We start from the raw sequence: 18767 nt of genomic DNA on the forward strand, positions 1-18767 counted from the left end.
GGCCCGCGCGCTGGTTGCCCAGCACGCGGGCTTTACTTCTTGGAGCGTCCTACGATAACACCATTGCGGACCTCAAATGGCCAGCTGATTCCGTTCTTGGTGAGCACCTCTGGGCGGAGTTCGTCGGACAGTACCTCAACGCGGGAACCATAACCTAGCAAATACTCGTCGAACGCGGGAAGCGAAAGCTCGCGGTCGAGAGCAGCTGTGAGTTCGGCAGCGGTGACATCGGCTTGCCACGAACCCATCCAGTAGGTATCGCCGTGGAATGCGAATGGGATGAGATCGCTGGCAGTCTCGACGGCTGTGACGGCTTGCTTCTTCGTGATGCCTGTCCACCACATCAAATCCTTCAGAGTCGCAGGTCCACGTGCGTGGAAATACTCCGTGCCTAGCACCTGCAAAGCATCGTCGCCGGTGAGTTCTCGCTGAGAGATTCCCTTCTCCTGCTCGATTGCAGTGAGGGATACGAAAGTCTCAACTTTGCCAATTCGTGGTCCCTGGACGATTTCACCAGCCCCGCCAAATGCACGCAATAAGTGCGGGCCGCGACCTTGTGAAGGGTCGACGTCGGCTGCTGCGAACACGTCGTATGCCTCAGGACGAGAGACAGGATCCGAAACTCCACGCTTGTTGAGCATGTCGACGAATGCCTCTAACGCGCGTTCGTAGTCGCCAGGTTCGAAGCCAAGTCCGGCGCGACGACGTGCCGCCTGTGCTTCAATGCGTGGGTGAGTCAACTGCATCATCCACCGAGCGTTCTCAGAGGGGAGGAAATGCAAAGTGCCACGTTGTGGCCAGCAGCGGACGATCTCGAAATCTGCGATGGAGTTCAACGCGGATTCAGTGGCATCCTGCAGCGGATCTGTATCTGCATCTGAGCGCGAAGAAGCCGCTTCCTTGACGCGCACTGCCAATGCCCGAACACCAGCGTCATAGTTCTGACCTTGGAGCGCAATCATATGCCGAGCGACGTCAACCGGAGCTGACGCGACCATTGGACGCGCCGCACTGTACGCAAGCCCTTGGGCAATGAGCCGGCGAGCTCGCAGTTCAGCGAGATGCGGCAGATAAGTTAGGTGATGGTCCGACATGGCGGAATCGTCTCCGGTTGTTTGTCAGCAACAACGACGAGGCCCTGCGTTGCGCGAGTCAGCGCAACATAAAGATCCTGCAGGCCTTGTGGCGATTCTTGCACAATCTCGTCTGGATTGACGACGATGACATCATCGAACTCCAGCCCCTTTGCTTCATCGACGTCGAGAATACTGACTGTGTCAGCATCGATAGTGCTGTCAGCGATGATGTCGTACAGTTCCTCCCGGCCGGAACCTAGGTGTTCGCGAGAAACAATGATGGCGATGAGTCGTCGTGAAGCAGTAGTCTCCGCGGCCCCATAATGCTCAGAAATACTGCGCAGCGCAGTGGCTACGGTCGTGGTGCGAACAGGTTCGCGACCGGTCGAACGAATCGATTGCGGAGGCTCCAGATCGGGGTTGACCATTGCAAGAACATGGGTCGCGACCTGCATGATCTCAGCGGGGGTTCGGTAATTTACCGTGAGTTCGTGGAGCCGCCACCGCGAACCAACAACAGGTTCGAGAACATCGGACCACGCCTCGGCGCCAGCGGGTGAGCCTGTCTGCGCGACATCTCCGACGAGCGTCATCCATGCATTAGGCGACCGACGACGCACCATTCGCCATGCCATCGCCGACAACTCCTGAGCCTCGTCAACAATCACATGTCCATATGCCCACGTCCGGTCGCTTGCAGCGCGATCCGCAGTCGAGCGGTAATCGCGTTCCTGGTGACGCTCTGCCAACGCTTCCGCGTCAATAACGTCATGCGCCATCAGAATTTCGGCGTCAAAACCGTCATCAAGTTCCTGCGACGCAGAACCGGTCAGAATATCCAGCGCACCCTGTGCTTCTTCGATCTGCGCCAGCCACCGCTCGCGATCTTCTTCTTCGCCTTTCGACGGTCCCAATAGCTCAGCAAGCTCATCCAACAGTGGTGGGTCAGTAGGCGAGAAGGGCGTGCCTACCGGGCGGAGCAGTGCTGCGCAGGTCTGCTCGTCATATTCATACGCTGCACTGGCGATGGCATCTTCCGAGGTGAGAAGACTGTCCAGGACTTCCTCGGGCGTGAGAATCGGCCAGAGTTCATCGAGTTCAACACCTACTAGCGGGTGATCATCAATCTCATCGCGCAGGTCGGCAACATCCGTGACAGATAGCAGATTCTCGCCGCCAAGTGGATCTCGGCCGATACGATCGGCCAATTGACGCGCAAGTGACTCCACGAGATGCTCCCGGAAAAGCGGGCGGGCCTGGTTATGAGGGCGACGCGAACGACGAGCCCGAGTCCGCGCAGCCTTCACCATCGCTGGGGTGATGGTGAGGGACAACCCGTCGAAAGGCACCGTAATCGGTTCCTCTGGAATGGCTTGGAGGTCGCGAACTGCATTCGTCAGAATGCCCACCATGTCCGCAGAACCCTTGACCTCACGAGTCACAAGTGGCTCGTCGCCGGTGCCATCGACACCTGGGTAGAGGTTCGAAAAAGTGCGAAGGACAACGCCCGTTTCGCCAAGGCTCGGTAGCACACGCGAAATGTAATCCAGGAAGGTGGCGTTCGGTCCGAGGATGAGCACACCAGTCTTCGCCAACTGATCCCGGTGGGTGTACAGCAACCACGCCACACGGTGCAGCGCGACCGCAGTCTTACCGGTACCCGGTCCGCCTTGCACAACCATCGTCCCACGGGTCTTGTCGCGGATAATGATGTCTTGCTCACGCTGAATCGTCTCCACGATTCCCCGCATATGGCCAGTTCGCGCAGCATTCAGCACCTCACGCAGCACAGTTTCGCCACCGACACCCACACTTGCATCGTCCACGTCGGTGTTAGTGCTTGTCGACGATTCATGAAGCGACGTCGTCAACCACTCATCATCAATGCTCTTCAGCGTGCGACCGTGGGTCCGGAGGTGACGACGAAGAGAAACACCTTCTGGGTGCGCTGTCGTCGCTAAGTAGAACGGACGTGCTTGAGGAGCACGCCAGTCCATGAGAATGCTGCGGTAGTCATTATCCGCGTCGGAAAGACCCATGCGACCGATATAGCGACGATCTACATTCGGTTGACCAGGTAGGGGATTGTCGGGTTCATCATCGGCTATGTCGATGCGCCCAAAAACGAGGCCGACTTCAGCTGCACGATACCGCTCCAAATTGCTGTGAAGTCGGTGGTACTCAACTTCACGTTCGACGCGGGCTTGGGGGTCCGTGTCGTCGTCAAGCATGACTTGGCGCAAATACTCTTGGTCGCGCTGGCGTGCTGCATCGAGGTGAGCATATGCGTCATCGAGGGCAGATTGCTCGACAGACAACTCGGAATGCGACACGACAAACTCCAATCGACTTGGACAAAAGAAATATCCATTCTATGTCACTGGAGTTGGTAGACCGGGGATGAGGTCAATGAGACAAGCAACTGAAAAAGGAGCCAGCGCTATCGCTGGCTCCCTTTAATGCGCCGAAAGTTTGACGCGCAGAGACACTATCGTGGCAACGTTCAAAACTTACTTACCGAGATTGCTCTTTACCTGCTTCGATGCCTTATCTGCACGCTCTGCAGCGACGGACGAGAACTGGCTAGCGCGAGTCGATGCCTCGGTACCGAGCTTGGTTGCGCGGGTCGACGCTTCGTCGGCGAGGGTACGGATCTGGTCAGTCCAGTCATCCTTGTTCTCGTCAACGTAGCCAGCAGCCTTCTCGTAGACCTCGGAGGCCTTCTGCTGCAGGACACCAACCTTTTCCTTGGCGGTGCCGGCCGCGCTAGTCAGAGATTCATTGAGCTCTTCAGTGCGCTTTTCTGCTTCAGACTTCGTTGGCAGCGCAGCCTGCACCTTCTTGTTGACCTGCTTGCCAGCGTGCTCTGCACGCCACTTCAGACCTGGCTTGCCAGCGGTATCAGCGCCAGCAAGGAAGAGTGCACCAAGCAAACCGACATCAGTGATAAAGCCGGTTCGACGAGCCTTCTTCTGCTCTGGATCCTGAGTCTCCCAGAATGCGTGGCGAGCAACTGCCGTTGGGATCTGGGCGAGTGCCAGAGCAGTAGCGGCGAAACGTGGAGCCTTGCCCAGTGCGTACAGAGAGCCTGCAACAACCTTGGTGCCGGCAACAGCCTGAACGGTCATTTCTGGGGAATTTGGCACGTAGCTGCGGTACTGATTTGGGGTAAGAGTACGTACACGATCGAGAACTGCGCGTGCTCCATCGAGGTGGTCCTGCTTGTTAACGAGAGTGTCAACACCATCTGCGACGAACACGGATGCCAGCATCGGGCGAGCAAACTTACGAATCATTTGTTGTTCAACTCCTGAGTGTTCTTATCGGACGTGATACTTCGAGGTTACGTGCAACCCAGGGTTCTCGCGGGGCAAAAACCCAAAAATTTCCACTGTTCACCTCTCAGCGAACAAAGGGGCTTCACTATTGCGACATTACCGAGACGTCTGTTATTCCGCGCGCGTTGGAACGAACGGGACAACCTGGCTACCAACCACGTTCGCGCCATTCCTCCAGGTGAGAGCGTTCAGCGCCGACCGTTGTGTCTGCGCCATGTCCTGGGTGGACGATGGCTTCGTCGGTGTACATGGCAAAAATTCGGTTCTCGGTGTCCCGGAGAAGTTGATCAAACTGTTCTGGCGTGTTTGTCTTTCCGACACCGCCAGGGAACAGTGAATCACCAACGAAAAGATGGGTTGGCGCATCGTCGCCGTCGGCAGCAGGAAGGGCGAGGCAGACCCCGCCCTTGGTGTGTCCGCGCATGATGAAGGCATCCAATTGGACGCAGTCTCCGAACAACAGCACATCACCGTTGTCGAGCGCGACATCCGCCATAACTGGAATATTGTCAGCATCCAATGCCGACGTCACATGCTGCGCACCCCACTCAGAAACCAACGGTTCTAACGCCTGCACATGATCAGAGTGTGAGTGCGTGGTGACGATGGTTGTCACTGTTGCTCCGGCATCTGCGACGAGTTGGCGGAGGGTATCTGCATCATTCGCCGCGTCGATAAGCAGAGAATTCTGGGGCTTGCGACGATCAACGAGCAAATAGCAGTTGTTGTCCATCGTGCCGACGGACTGTTTGTAAATATCTACGGAACCGGACGTGAACTTTTCAACCATGGCGCCAGGGTAGCGAGGAATAGTAGTCAGTGGGTACGGATAGCAGTTGAAAAATGCCTAAGAATTCATTCGAACAGTTGTGCCACAAAATAGGTATGATGGCTGAGGTAATTGCGTAGAAACAGGGCTACCTGAAAGTAGCCAAGTGAAAGAGGTATGCGCGTAGTGGCTGATCGTCTCGTCGTCCGAGGAGCAAAAGAGCACAACCTAAAGGGTGTGGATATCGATCTACCGCGCGATGAAATGGTCGTGTTCACCGGCCTGTCGGGTTCCGGTAAGTCCTCCCTGGCTTTCGACACCATTTTCGCTGAAGGACAGCGGCGGTATGTGGAATCCCTGAGCTCCTATGCACGTATGTTTCTTGGCCAGATGGAGAAGCCAGATGTCGAGTTGATTGAAGGCTTGTCGCCAGCAGTTTCGATTGATCAGAAGTCCACAAACCGTAATCCTCGCTCTACGGTGGGGACTATTACCGAGGTGTATGACTACCTGCGATTGCTGTACTCACGTGCAGGTACTCCGCACTGCCCGGTGTGTGACGAGGTAATTTCGTCTCAGACCCCGCAGCAGATCGTCGATCAGGTGATGGCTCTTCCAGAAGGCACGAAGTTCCAGGTGCTGGCGCCGGTCGTTCGTACTCGAAAGGGCGAGTTCGTCGATTTGTTTGAGAGCCTCGCCGCGCAGGGTTACGCGCGCGTCATGGTCGATGGGGAAATGCATCGGTTGACCGATCCGCCACAACTAAAAAAGCAAGTCAAGCACGATATCGATGTGATTGTGGACCGCTTGCAGGTGAAGGAATCCCAGCAGCGTCGCCTCACTGACTCTGTAGAAACTGCTTTGCAGCTGGCAGATGGTGTGGTGGTGATCGATGCCATCGATCTTGACGACGATCATCCGCAACGAAGCGTCCGCTTCTCTGAACGTATGGCCTGCCCGAATGGGCACCATATTCATATTGATGAATTGGAGCCACGCGCTTTCTCTTTTAACTCTCCATACGGTGCCTGCCCAGAATGTGATGGTCTGGGTACGAAACTGGAAGTCGATCCAGAACTGGTTATTCCTGATCCAACGCTGCCAGTGCTGGAAGCAATTAGTCCATGGCGGATGACCATGAACAAGAAGTACTTCCAAAAGCTGTTGGAAGCGCTGGCTGCTGAAATGGACTTCGACGCGGCAGCACCGTTTGATTCCCTGACGGCGGCCCAGAAGAAGGCCGTCCTGCATGGTTCCAGCCACAAGATTTCTGTGCGTTACCGCAACCGGTATGGGCGAACCAGGCAGTACACCGCGCCGTTCGAAGGCGTCATGCCGTATTTGCACCGCAAGCTTGCAACTGCCGAGAGCGATGCTCAAAAGGATCGCTTCCAGGGGTACATGCGCGAGGTGCCGTGCCATGCCTGTGAAGGTGCACGACTGCGCCCTGAGATCTTATCGGTCACCCTAAACTCAGAAGAATACGGTGACCGTTCCATTGCGGCGCTGACTGAAATGTCTGTTGCGGACTGCTCGCGGTATCTTGATTCGCTTACGCTAGGTCACCGGGAAGCCATCATTGCCGGACGTGTTTTGCGTGAGGCACAGGCTCGACTTCGTTTTCTTCTCGACGTCGGCCTTGAATACTTGTCGCTCTCTCGGTCCGCAGGAACGCTGTCGGGTGGTGAAGCCCAGCGAATTCGCCTGGCTACCCAAATCGGATCAGGTTTGGCCGGCGTCTTGTATGTCCTCGATGAACCATCAATTGGTTTGCATCAGCGCGACAACCAGAAACTGATTGGAACGCTGAAGAATCTCCGCGATTTGGGAAACACCTTGATCGTCGTAGAACACGACGAGGAGACTATTCGTGAAGCTGATTGGCTGGTGGATATTGGGCCACGCGCTGGCGAATACGGTGGCGAAATCGTCTATGCGGGTAAACCAGATGGCATTGTCGACTGCGAAAAGTCGATCACTGGCGCGTATCTGTCGGGTCGTCGTCAGCTAACTGTGCCTGAAGTGCGTCGTTCAATTGACCCGAAGCGCGTCATATCGGTCAAAGGTGCCAAGGAGAACAACCTGAAGAATGTCGATGTTGACTTCCCACTGGGTGTACTCACGTGTATCACCGGAGTTTCGGGATCTGGAAAGTCCACTCTCGTGAATGGCATTCTGTCCAAGGTTTTGGGCAACGAGTTGAACAAGGCTCGACAGGTTCCAGGTCGACATCGTCGTGTCGAAGGTTTGGACAACCTGGACAAGCTTGTTCAGGTCGACCAGTCGCCGATTGGTCGTACCCCGCGGTCGAATCCTGCGACGTACACAGGCGTTTTTGACAAGATTCGTAATCTCTTCGCGGAGACGCAGGAAGCCAAGGTCCGTGGCTACAAAGCAGGTCGGTTCAGCTTTAATGTCAAGGGCGGTCGTTGCGAAGCGTGTAAGGGCGACGGCACCATCAAAATCGAAATGAACTTCCTGCCCGACGTGTACGTTCCCTGCGAAGTGTGCGAAGGCGCTCGCTATAACCGGGAAACGCTCGAAGTGCTGTACAAGGGCAAGAACATTTCCGAAGTTCTCAACATGCCTATTTCCGAAGCTGCCGAGTTCTTCGAGCCAATCCAATCAATTGCGCGGTATTTGAACACGCTTGTCGACGTCGGCTTGGGGTACGTGCGCCTCGGCCAAGCAGCAACGACGTTGTCTGGTGGTGAAGCGCAGCGTGTGAAACTGGCTGCAGAATTGCAAAAGCGCTCGAACGGCCGGACTGTCTATATTCTCGATGAACCGACAACCGGCCTTCATTTCGAGGACATTCGCAAGCTGATGTTGGTGCTTCAGGGGCTCGTTGATAAGGGAAACACAGTGATTGTGATTGAGCACAATCTGGATGTGATCAAGTCTGCGGACTGGATTATCGACATGGGGCCAGAAGGTGGCGCAGGCGGAGGAACTGTGGTTGCCAAGGGCACTCCAGAAGAAGTCGCGGTGGTGAAGGACTCACACACCGCGGCGTATCTTCGACCGCTGCTTGATCTCAGCGCGTAGCTTTAGCTGCTTGTTCCCCAGGTTTCTTCAGGAACCTGGGTTTCCTCGGATTCCGCATCTTCTGTAGACGACTCAGAATTTGCCGTGCTGTTACTGCTATTACTGTTCTGCTTCTTACTTCCTAGGATTGCCATTGCCAGAAGCAAGAGACCGGAAACGATGAATGCGACTACACGGATAATGCCGTCCAGAGTCTGCATGTCGTAAAAGATCAGCTTGCCGACGGCAATGCTTGCGACCGCTAGAGCCGCGCCAAGATTGCCGTCGATAGCAGAGAATCGAGGTGACAGCACAAGAATGAACGCGGATACCATCCAGGCGATGCTGACCAGCATGTGGGAGAACATGAATGGTAGTCCGAGCACATTCATGATGGTCATGGCTGGCAACACCATGATGGCAAGCCCGACGAGTCCGAACCACACCGGAATCTTCCGTGTCATTGCCAACCGAATGAGACCCGCGTCTGCGATGGCCAAGAAAACCATGGAAAAGACAATGGCCCACGGTGCATCGAAGTACTCGTTAAATACGGCCGAGAGGTATGCCTGATTGTTGAAATGTGCCATTGCGAACCACAGTGCCGCTAGAACTACAGCAAGTTCGATGGCGGGGGATCCATTGGTGGCCTTCTTGATGAGGCCAAGGTCGGGTCGACCCAGAACGGCAATCCACATGAAGACCGCCGCAACAATCGAGGAGACGGCCAGGGTCAGAGGCGGAGTGCCCGGGAAAAACACCAGCAGCATCGGGACAAGCGCACCTATGAAGCCGCCGAGGCGAAGTGCGTGGTGGAATGGGGTGTCACGGAGCACTCCAAGTGCACCGAATCCAAGCGACAGGATGGTGATGAAGGCAATTGCCCAGTACTCCAAGGGACCCGGAGCTGAACCTTCGATTAATAGCGATACCGTTGCAATAACCAGGATTGTTGCGTAGGCACCTGAGATGGTGCGCACGAGTGGAACTGATTCTGCCTCATCCCGCTTGTCCGACCAGATTGTGAAAAGCATGAGGGCAGTTACTGCAGTAAAGAGTATGAGGAGAATAGCTAGCGTGACAGCAGTGACTCCAGTGCTCGACTCCTTGGTCGCAATTCCTGAGTTCTGGCCAAACAGGATGTAAGTGAGCGCAAGGAGCGCGAATGACGTGTAATAAACAGCTACGCCTGCCTTCTGCTTCCACGACAAGAACATCAGCACTGCGAAAGCAACCGGGATAAGTGTCACATAGTTGAACCCGGTCATCGCACGCATGGTTTCTGTGTTGACCGTGGAAAAGAGGAATCCAAGCCCCAGTACGCCAGAAATTATTGATTGCGAAGCGCTCTCTCGATATCGGGCTGTGGCCAGCCCCGCTAATGAGACCGCAAAGATCAGTGCTGTACCGACGAGCGGATGCCACCATTCGAGAATGTTGACTACCGCCGCCGTCGTCACGTGGGAGGTCAATTGCGCAGTGACTGCCGTTGCAGTGACTGCACTGGAATTCGCTTGACGACGATGCGCCCAGTAACTCGCGCCACCCAATACAGCGGCGAGGAGATACGCGAGAATGACACGACCGAGAGGACCCAACAGGCCGGTTTGAATCGCAAACGCGACCAAGAACAAAATGCCTGCTGTAGTGATAAGGCCACCGACGATAGCGATGACTCGCAGCACTATCTTCTCTTGTGTCCACCACGGCTCAGCGGGCGGACGCGGCGGGCGCGATGGGCCGATTGGTGTCGGTGAAGTGTGGGCGAGACCCGGCACAACTGCTGCAGCGGGTGTAACTGGTGCGTACCCGCTGACTGGTTGAGGCGGAGGTGAATGCGGGGTCGTGGGGATGCCCCATCCCGACGTGGTCGACGTAGGTACTATGACTGGAACGCTGCGTTCTTCGCGTGCACCGAGATCTGGTGTAGGAATCGAGACTGCAGGCTGAGGCGCAAGACGCTGAGGTGCAGCTGGCTTCGGTGTCTCAGATGAAGTGACAACTCCAGCTGCTGACTCCGAACTGCGTGCAACGGAGCCACTAAGCGTGTCGCGCATTTCGTGAGCAACGCGAGCTACCTTTGTTGCTGCTGTTTCCAGTTCGCCTAATGCCTCTACTAATAGCTTTGTAGAAGCTGCATCTGTCTCGGGAGAAGCGCTACCCGGTAAACCATCAGGGGAGCCCCGGTCTGGTGGCGTTGAAAAGCCTTCGGTGTTCATATTGAGAACACTAGTTAAGCTTTAGAGATAGTGTTGCCATGAAAATCGAGGGCTGTGGATAAGTCTAGGATCCTTGACTGTTTTTGTAATCACCACGTGACGTGATAACGTTGCGTACACAACCGCTGGGAAAAGTCGTAGCCGAGTTCGCGAAAGTGCAACAGGCCAGACAATTCCAGCAGTGAAGAGGAGTAACATCCCACCCTTGGCGCGCCAAAGAATTAGGGTAGTGCCGGGGTCATCGCTTTTCTTAACGGTCTGCCCATATTTTGTATGGCAGAGCCGGATACCTGGCGCTTTTGAGTTGTTGGGTAGATGAATCGCTATGTGGCATGGTCACCTCCTCCTCATCGCAGTTGCGGTTTGAGTAGAGACAGACATTGTTAAGGTTCGACCTAGGAGGCCACATCAGCGCTGAAGCTCGCACTAACGAGCGCATCCGAGTTCCCGAAGTTCGTCTTGTGGGACCAAACGGTGAGCAGGTAGGAATCGTCCGCACGGGCGACGCACTCAAGCTCGCGGAGGAAGCAGACCTCGACCTCGTGGAGGTTGCTCCGAACGCAAAGCCGCCGGTCGCAAAGATCATGGACTACGGCAAGTTCAAGTATGAGCAGGCTCAGAAGGCTCGAGAATCTCGAAAGAACCAGCAGCAGACTGTGGTCAAGGAGCAGAAGTTCCGTCCGAAGATCGATGACCACGATTACGAAACCAAGAAGAACAATGTCATCCGGTTCCTCGAAAAGGGGTCCAAGGTCAAGGTGACCATCATGTTCCGTGGACGCGAACAGTCGCGACCTGAACTGGGTTTCCGCTTGCTCGAGCGTTTGGCTGAGGATGTCCAAGAATTTGGCATCGTCGAAACTCGCGCGAAGCAGGATGGCCGCAACATGACCATGGTTCTCGGACCGGTTCGCCAGAAGAACAAGAAGTAACCGAGCTCCACAGTCACCACCGTTGGCATTAAGGGGCCTCGTCTTCCGTGGAACGAAGACGAGGGATGCCAGGCGTCATTGATCGTCGCCAATCCCGTGGCCTCGCCCGCTCAAATTCAGTTTGAGTGGACCCCGGACACCATCATTCGAAAGGCACTTGATTAATCATGAAGCAGAAGACCCACAAGGGCACCGCAAAGCGATTCAAGCAGACCGGCACCGGCAAGCTTCGTCGCGAGCAGGCTAACCGCCGCCACCTTCTTGAGGGCAAGCCATCTACCCGCACCCGTCGCCTGAAGGGTGACAAGGATGTCGCACCAGCTGATACCAAGCGTATTAAGCGTCTGCTGGGCAAGGCTTAATCAGCCAACCCACACCTTGCAGTGCACCACATGAAGTGTGCACCGCACTTTTCCCTCAAACTCTTTTCAATATCTCTGAAATAACGTAAGGAAGGTATCACCGTGGCACGTGTCAAGCGTTCGGTAAATGCCAAGAAGAAGCGTCGCGAAGTACTTGATTCAGCTAAGGGCTACCGTGGCCAGCGCTCCCGCCTGTACCGCAAGGCAAAGGAGCAGATGCTCCACTCCAAGACCTACGAGTTCCGCGACCGTCGCGCTCGCAAGGGGCAGTTCCGCAAGCTGTGGATCCAGCGTATCAACGCTGCTGCTCGTGCCAACGGCATGACCTACAACCGCTTCATGCAGGGTCTGGCTCTGGCTGGCATCGAGGTTGACCGTAAGAACCTCGCTGAGCTCGCCGTCACCGACGCAGCTGCATTCACCGCACTGGTCGAGGCTGCTAAGGCTGCGCTGCCAGAGGACGTTAACGCTCCAGCTGCACAGTAATTCAGCCGTTCTACTTAACTAGAACAACGTGAGAACACCGCCTTCCGAGAGGAGGCGGTGTTCTTGCTATCTGTGGATCAGATATACAGCCATTGGCCGATTTCCGTCGTGCGGTCTTCGGGTAGATGGAATCGCGCCGTTGGCGAGCTACTCAGGCTCGATAATCCAATGAAAACCGTCGACCGGAGTTTTTGATGCCATGGTTGAGGCGCGATATGAAACTCCAGGTTCGACAAGATGAACTGCGCCTTCGTGGGGTTGAGTTCCTCGTGATGCAGCCGTCGTGAAGCTCCAAGAAGAGCGAGTGGAACATTGATCCGATCGAAGAAGCCGTAGCGAATATCGACCAGCAGGATGCCCGGAATAGGGGCGGATGGTGGTTGTACTTTCACGCGATCGGGCAGTGGAATGTGCGGGACACCGAGCGTATGGACACGAACGATGATGACCGTTTCATGCAAAGTGCCATTTAGTCGCAGATTCTTCAGCAACGCTAGCGGCGGGCTGTGGTGAGCATTATGCGTATAAATGGCCGTTCCCGGGATACGCAGCGGGTGGGTTCGATAGGTCTCATCGAGGAATTCTCGCAATGAGCCTTCGGCTTTGCGACGTTTGCTGGCAACGGTTTTCGTTCCCCAATGCCACGTCTCCATGATGAATACTAGGGAGAGTGCAATGAGAATGGGTAGCCAACCCCCGTGGATGAACTTTGAGGTGTTTGCAGCGAAGATCGTTGATTCAACGGAGAGTAGAACTGCGCCCAAAGTAGCCGTGTGCCACAGGGGCCACTTTTTCCCGAAGTGTGCGTACATCAGGAACAGCACGGAATCGAGGATGAAGGTTGTTGCAACTGCCATTCCGTAGGCATTGGCGAGTGCCAGTGAAGACTGGAAAGTTAGGACGATAGCGACAACAGCCACGAGCAGTGCGTTATTTACTACTGGTACATAAATCTGGCCGTAGGACTGTTCAGAGGTATTGCGGATTTCCAGGTTCGGTAAGTAGCCGAGTCGTATCGCTTGCTTCGTAACTGAAAAGGTTCCCGAGATGACCGACTGGGAAGCGATGATGGTGGCAATCGTGGCGAGGACTGTCAATGGAATGACCAACCACTGTGGAGCCAACAGGAAAAACGGGCTCGAAACTGCTGTCGGGGAGTGCAATAGCAGGGCCCCTTGGCCCAAATAGTTCAGTGCGAGTGACGGGAACACAATCCACAGCCATGCTCTACTAATCGGTGAACGACCAAAGTGCCCGAGGTCTGCATACAACGCTTCAGCACCAGTTACCGTCAGAACTACTGCGCCAAAAGCCAGAAATGCCTTTCCAGGGTTCGCCACTGCGAAAGCAACAGCGTAGGTTGGCGAAATCGCTGCGAAGATCTCAGGTGCCTTCAATATGTGCGGAATACCAAGTACCGCGAGAACGCCGAACCAACTGGCCATAATTGGCCCGAACCAGGAGGCGATACTGCTGGTGCCGAATCGTTGCACAACAAAGAGGGCAATCAGAATTGACACCGCGATGGGCACTACGAAATGTGCAAGATCAGGTTGTGCGACTGTTAACCCCTCAACAGCCGAAAGTACCGAGATCGCTGGTGTAATGACGGAATCACCTATGAATAGACATGCCCCAACGACTCCAATCGGCATGACGAGCCGGGTTAGCCGGGGATGCCTCCGCATACTCTTGCGGGTCAGAGTTGCCAACGCCAACACTCCACCTTCGCCGTGATGATCCGCACGCAAAATGAGCGTCACGTATTTCACGGTGACGATGAGTGTCACAATCCACAGAACCAGCGAGATGATGCCCAGCACATTGTCGTGAGTAGGGGCGATCGCATGATGATGTTCTGAAAATAACGTTTGTAGTGAGTACAACGGACTTGTGCCGATGTCTCCGAAAACTACGCCGAGGCTTGCCACGATGAGCAATTTTGAAGTCTTCGGCGACGAAGTCTTAATCACGCTGGAAACGTTAGACCTACTTTCGGGCATTGCCCACTACATTTGATGTTATGAATATCTCTCTTGGAAACTGGGATTCGGACCCTTTTACTAGTCGCACTCCGCGCATCGTCAACGCGGCGAAGCTGCATCGGGCGGCAGCACGCAACAAGTCTGAACGATTCCTGGTTGAGGGATTCAATTCGGTTGACGCTGCGCTGCGCGCTGATGCCGCATACGAAGTTTTCGTAACCGAGACTGCAATCGACCGTTATTCTTCGTTGCTCGAAGGCGCCCGCGCACCGATCTCACTTATCGACGACTCCGCTGCCAGGGCACTCGCCGAAACCGTGACCAGCACCGGACTCTTTGCAGTGTGTGACGCTGACGCTGCACTGTCCTCTGTCGATGAAGTCATTGCTCGGGGAGTCGATGCTGGAGTTCTCGTCGTGCCGGTGGAGTGTTCGGACCCTGGCAACGTCGGCACGATCATTCGAATGTCGGATGCACTCGGTGCTGGTGGAGTGCTGCTCGCAGGCGACAGCGTTGATCCACTTGGCGGTAAGGCAGTACGCAGCTCTGCCGGTTCAATCTTCAATGTGCCTGTTGCGCGTGAGCGAGACGTGGATGCTGTGTTGTCTGCCCTCCATGACGCGGGCTTTGCGACGTTAGCGACGTGCATGGACGGAGCCGTGGTTCTTGGAAAGGACGAGCTCCCGACTGGGCATATTGCCTGGCTCTTTGGCAATGAGGCGCATGGTTTGAGTGACGAGGTCGTCGCAAAGTCCAGCCATAGCGTGTCTATCCCTATTCGTGGCGGCGCCGAGTCGTTGAACTTGGCTACCGCCGCCGCCATGTGCCTGTGGGAATTCGCGCGCGCTCGCTAGCGTGTACCGTGCATGCCACCCGTTGCACTGAATTAGTTTTGCAACAGACTATGATTGTTGCGTCCCATACTGGCTGCTCTGTGGTCGTGCGCTGTGCACGAGCGGAGCGCCGATAGAGCATTAGAGGAAATGGTTCACACGTGAGCGACTCACCAATTACCGTTGATCTTTCGGAAGAGGCATTAAACGCCGCGGCTCAGGCTGCACTCGATGCCTTTACAGCGGCTTCCGATTTGGCTCAGCTTGCCGACGCTCGCCGTGCACACCTCGGCGATGATGCGCCGATTCCACAGGCACGTCGTGCCCTCGGTTCGATTCCCAAGGCTGAACGCAAGGATGCTGGCCGTCGTGTGAACGTGGCACGGGGAACCGTCGAAAAGCAGTACGCGGAGCGTCTGGTTGTTCTTGAAGAAGAAGAGAATGCCCGCAAGCTGGTGGAAGAGCGTATCGACGTCACCGTGAGTTCGACTCGAACGCAAAAGGGCGCGATGCACCCGATCACGATCCTGTCTGAGCAGATCGGCGATATTTTCGTTGGCATGGGCTGGGAGGTTGCCGAAGGCCCAGAGGTCGAAGCAGAGTACTTCAACTTTGATGCGCTGAACTTCCTGCCAGATCACCCTGCACGAACGCTGCAGGATACTTTCCATATTGCGCCGGAAGGATCGCTTCAGGTGCTGCGTACCCACACCTCGCCTGTGCAGATCCGCACGATGCAGGAACGCGATCTGCCGGTATACGTCATCTGCCCAGGTCGTACGTTCCGTACCGATGAGCTCGATGCAACGCACACTCCGGTATTCCACCAGGTCGAGGGCTTGGCTATCGACAAGGGGCTGACCATGGGCCACCTGCGTGGCACCTTGGATCACATGGCCAAGATGCTCTTTGGACCAGACACGAAGACCCGCATGCGCGCCAACTATTTCCCATTCACCGAGCCTTCCGCTGAGGTCGATGTGTGGTTCCCAAATAAGAAGGGTGGCGCAGGCTGGATCGAGTGGGGTGGCTGTGGCATGGTCAACCCGAATGTCTTGCGTGCCTGTGGCATTGACCCGGAAGAATACTCCGGCTTCGCATTTGGCATGGGCTTGGAGCGTACGCTCCAGTTCCGCAACGGCTTGTCCGATATGCGCGACATGGTCGAAGGCGACGTTCGTTTCACCCAGCCTTTTGGTATTCGCGGTTAGTCCACCGGCCCACTTTTTAGGAGCTTAAAAGCAATGTTCATTCCTCAGTCATGGGTCACCGACATCGTTGCCGCGAAGACCCCAGGTTGGTCCGTTACTCCAGACGAGCTCGATGCAGGTTTCGTCCGCGTCGGATTTGAAACGGAAGGCCATGAGCCACTCGAAGGTGTCACTGGTCCTCTGGTATTCGGCGTTGTCGAGAACATCGAAGAACTCACTGAGTTCAAGAAGCCAATCCGTTTCTGCAAGGTAAACGTTGGCGATGCCAATGGCACCGGTGAACTGCAGGGAATCATCTGTGGCGCTCGCAATTTCGCTGAGGGCGACACGGTAGTTGTATCCCTGCCGGGTGCAGTACTTCCTGGTGGTTTCGCCATTTCTGCCCGCGAGACGTACGGCAAGGTTTCCGAGGGCATGATGTGCTCCGAGGCTGAGCTTGGTTTCACTGATTCTTCGGCCGGCATTATCACCTTGCCAGCTGGCACAGGCGAACCTGGCGAAGACGCGAAGCCATTCCTCGGCCTTGACGACGAGAAGTTTGAAGTCAACGTCACCCCAGACCGCGGCTATGCGCTGTCTGCACGTGGCATGGCACGTGAAATTTGCTCGGCATTCGACCTGCCTTTTGCAGACCCTGCTGAAGTGGAGCCACTGCCGGTTGACGGCGAGTCGTTGTCTGTCGAGCTGCGCCCAGAAACGGACGCAGTGCGTTTCGGCCTGCGTCGTGTCACTGGTGTTGATCCGAAGGCGCAGACGCCGTGGTGGATGCGCCGCCGACTGATGCTTTCGGGTCAGCGTCCGGTCAATGTGCCTACTGACGTCACAAACTACGTCATGATGCTGTTGGGTCAGCCCATGCATGCATTCGATGGTGCGGCAATCAAGGGTGGTCTGACGGTTCGTAACGCTGTGGCAGGCGAGACCTTGACCACACTGGATCACGTCGAGCGCAAGCTCAGCCCAGAAGATGTCGTGATCTGCGATGATTCCGGCATTCAGTCTTTGGCAGGCGTCATGGGCGGCGTGACGTCGGAGATCGCCGACGAAACTACTGATGTCGTCTTTGAGGCAGCCATTTGGTCGCCACTGCGCGTATTCCGCACAGGTCGTCGACATAAGCTCTCGTCTGAGGCATCTCGCCGTTACGAGCGAAACGTTGACCCGCAGTTGGTCGAGCCAGCATTGGATCTGGCATGCCGACTGTTGGCAGAGATCGCCGGTGGCACTATCGACACTGCTCGAACCTTGGTGGGCGATGCACCTGAACTGGCACCCGTCGTCATGCCCGCGTCGCGCCCAAGCGATGTAGCCGGTGTTGAGTACGGTCGAGACACTGTTGTTTCGCGTTTGGAAGAAGTTGGCTGCACCGTTGAGGTGTCGGAGGATGGGGAGACACTCACGGTTAACCCACCGAGCTGGCGCCCAGATCTGACGATGCCAGCAGATCTTGTAGAAGAGGTACTGCGTTTGGAGGGACTGGAAGATATTCCAGTTGTTCTTCCTGTCGCTCCAGCTGGCCGTGGCCTCACTGCACGTCAGCTGCGTCGTCGTTTCGTAGGCCATGCGCTGGCTCATGCCGGCTACTTAGAGGTTCTGCCGACACCGTTCATTGCCAACGATGTTTTCGATGTGTGGGGTCTCGATGCGGACGATCCACGTCGCAACACTGTCAAGGTGATCAATCCGCTTGAGTCCGATCACGGTCAGCTTGGTTCGACCTTGCTGCCGTCGATGCTGGATTCGTTGAAGCGCAATGTCTCGCGTGGCCAGGTTGATGTGGGACTGTACGGCATTGAACAGGTTTCTTTTGATCACGGCACTGGCAAGTCGCCGATGCTGGATACCTCTGGTCTGCCAAGTGGGGAAGAACGTAAGGCTCTGCTCGATTCGCTGCCACACCAGCCTCTCCACGTTGCAGCTGTCGCTTGCGGTCGTATCGAGTTGGACACCCCATGGGGTGCCGGACGTGACTATTCCATGGTTGATCTCATTGACGCAGCCCACACCGTTGCTGCCGCAGCAGGTGTGACATTGGATGTGCGCAATGCGGAGCAGCTGCCATGGCACCCAGGTCGCTGTGCTGAATTCAGCGTCGACGGCACCGTGGTCGGTTATGCCGGCGAACTGCATCCAAAGGTATGCAAGGATTCCGGTTTGCCAGAGCGAACCTGCGCGATGGAACTCAACCTTGACGCAATGCCACTGACCGAGAACCTGCCGGCACCTGTGCTGAGCCCGTTCCCGGCAGTTCACCAGGACGTTGCGATGGTCGTTTCCGATGACGTACCTGCTATCGAACTGGAGCGCACACTGCGTGAAGGTGCAGGGGAGTTGCTGGAGTCCATCCGCATTTTCGATGTGTACCGTTCGGAACAGCTTGGCGACGGTCGTCGTTCGCTCACCTTCTCCCTCCGTTTCCGTGCGAATGATCGCACGCTGACTGAGGAAGAGGCATCGGAAGGCCGTCTGGCCGCCATTGAATTGGCGAAGCAGCGTCATAATGCGGAGCTTCGTGGCTAGACTGGGTCA

13 protein-coding genes are annotated in these 18767 nt (G+C 55.9%); 7 read left to right on the forward strand and 6 right to left on the reverse strand.

Annotation, left to right across the window (positions count from 1 at the left end):
* Positions 1-32 precede the first annotated feature (32 nt).
* The 4 genes from WG934_RS10245 to WG934_RS10260 form a co-directional block, all read right to left on the reverse strand.
* A complete protein-coding gene (locus WG934_RS10245) occupies positions 33-1094 on the reverse strand; it encodes a winged helix DNA-binding domain-containing protein (RefSeq protein ID WP_339989981.1) in 1062 nt (353 codons plus the stop codon).
* On the reverse strand, positions 1076-3409 hold the full coding sequence (locus WG934_RS10250) for a HelD family protein (protein WP_339989982.1): 2334 nt from the start codon (positions 3407-3409) through the stop codon (positions 1076-1078). The genes WG934_RS10245 and WG934_RS10250 overlap by 19 nt, the downstream gene beginning before the upstream one ends.
* A gap of 177 nt (positions 3410-3586) precedes the next feature.
* The gene (locus WG934_RS10255; RefSeq protein ID WP_339980248.1) at positions 3587-4372 is read right to left on the reverse strand and encodes a DoxX family protein; all 786 of its coding nucleotides are present in this window, start codon (positions 4370-4372) and stop codon (positions 3587-3589) included.
* A 190-nt stretch (positions 4373-4562) separates the two neighbouring features.
* Positions 4563-5204, reverse strand: a complete 642-nt coding sequence (locus tag WG934_RS10260; protein ID WP_339989983.1) for an MBL fold metallo-hydrolase — start codon at positions 5202-5204, stop codon at positions 4563-4565.
* A gap of 165 nt (positions 5205-5369) precedes the next feature.
* On the opposite strand from WG934_RS10260, the gene uvrA reads away from it, so the two are divergent.
* Positions 5370-8231: an excinuclease ABC subunit UvrA gene (gene uvrA / locus WG934_RS10265; RefSeq protein ID WP_339989984.1), complete on the forward strand. Its 2862-nt coding sequence runs from the start codon at positions 5370-5372 to the stop codon at positions 8229-8231.
* Between the two features lie 2 nt (positions 8232-8233).
* Here uvrA and WG934_RS10270 read toward each other — a convergent pair whose 3' ends face one another.
* Entirely contained in the window at positions 8234-10429 is a 2196-nt protein-coding gene (locus WG934_RS10270) for a hypothetical protein (protein ID WP_339989985.1), read from the reverse strand.
* Between the two features lie 380 nt (positions 10430-10809).
* Here WG934_RS10270 and infC point away from each other — a divergent pair, with 380 nt between their 5' ends.
* The 3 genes from infC to rplT all read left to right on the forward strand — a co-directional run bounded on the left by infC (position 10810) and on the right by rplT (position 12209).
* Entirely contained in the window at positions 10810-11361 is a 552-nt protein-coding gene (gene infC, locus WG934_RS10275; RefSeq protein WP_339989986.1) for a translation initiation factor IF-3, read from the forward strand.
* Positions 11362-11528: 167 nt separating this feature from the next.
* Positions 11529-11723, forward strand: a complete 195-nt coding sequence (rpmI, locus tag WG934_RS10280) for a 50S ribosomal protein L35 (RefSeq protein WP_339980256.1) — start codon at positions 11529-11531, stop codon at positions 11721-11723.
* A gap of 102 nt (positions 11724-11825) precedes the next feature.
* Positions 11826-12209 (forward strand): 50S ribosomal protein L20, encoded by a 384-nt coding sequence (rplT, locus tag WG934_RS10285; RefSeq protein ID WP_339980257.1) that lies wholly within the window; start codon positions 11826-11828, stop codon positions 12207-12209.
* Positions 12210-12286: 77 nt separating this feature from the next.
* Here rplT and WG934_RS10290 read toward each other — a convergent pair whose 3' ends face one another.
* Positions 12287-14182, reverse strand: a complete 1896-nt coding sequence (locus WG934_RS10290; RefSeq protein WP_339989987.1) for a potassium transporter Kup — start codon at positions 14180-14182, stop codon at positions 12287-12289.
* A gap of 50 nt (positions 14183-14232) precedes the next feature.
* On the opposite strand from WG934_RS10290, the gene WG934_RS10295 reads away from it, so the two are divergent.
* The 3 genes from WG934_RS10295 (at position 14233) to pheT (ending at position 18758) form a co-directional block, all read left to right on the forward strand.
* Positions 14233-15048: a TrmH family RNA methyltransferase gene (locus WG934_RS10295; RefSeq protein ID WP_339980260.1), complete on the forward strand. Its 816-nt coding sequence runs from the start codon at positions 14233-14235 to the stop codon at positions 15046-15048.
* A gap of 140 nt (positions 15049-15188) precedes the next feature.
* The gene (gene pheS / locus WG934_RS10300; protein WP_339980262.1) at positions 15189-16238 is read left to right on the forward strand and encodes a phenylalanine--tRNA ligase subunit alpha; all 1050 of its coding nucleotides are present in this window, start codon (positions 15189-15191) and stop codon (positions 16236-16238) included.
* Between the two features lie 33 nt (positions 16239-16271).
* Entirely contained in the window at positions 16272-18758 is a 2487-nt protein-coding gene (pheT, locus tag WG934_RS10305; protein WP_339989988.1) for a phenylalanine--tRNA ligase subunit beta, read from the forward strand.
* The last annotated feature ends 9 nt before the right edge of the window (positions 18759-18767 follow it).

The sequence above is a fragment of the Corynebacterium sp. H78 genome (assembly GCF_037572275.1).
Taxonomy (GTDB): Bacteria; Actinomycetota; Actinomycetes; order Mycobacteriales; family Mycobacteriaceae; genus Corynebacterium.

Bases quoted from the DNA above. Each gene is read 5' to 3' on its own strand.
- WG934_RS10245 (WP_339989981.1), bottom strand. From the start codon at position 1,094: ATGTCGGACCATCACCTAACTTATCTGCCGCATCTCGCTGAACTGCGA.
- WG934_RS10255 (WP_339980248.1), bottom strand. From the start codon at position 4,372: ATGATTCGTAAGTTTGCTCGCCCGATGCTGGCATCCGTGTTCGTCGCA.
- WG934_RS10260 (WP_339989983.1), bottom strand. From the start codon at position 5,204: ATGGTTGAAAAGTTCACGTCCGGTTCCGTAGATATTTACAAACAGTCC.
- WG934_RS10270 (WP_339989985.1), bottom strand. From the start codon at position 10,429: ATGAACACCGAAGGCTTTTCAACGCCACCAGACCGGGGCTCCCCTGAT.
- rpmI (WP_339980256.1), top strand. From the start codon at position 11,529: ATGAAGCAGAAGACCCACAAGGGCACCGCAAAGCGATTCAAGCAGACC.
- WG934_RS10295 (WP_339980260.1), top strand. From the start codon at position 14,233: ATGAATATCTCTCTTGGAAACTGGGATTCGGACCCTTTTACTAGTCGC.
- pheT (WP_339989988.1), top strand. From the start codon at position 16,272: ATGTTCATTCCTCAGTCATGGGTCACCGACATCGTTGCCGCGAAGACC.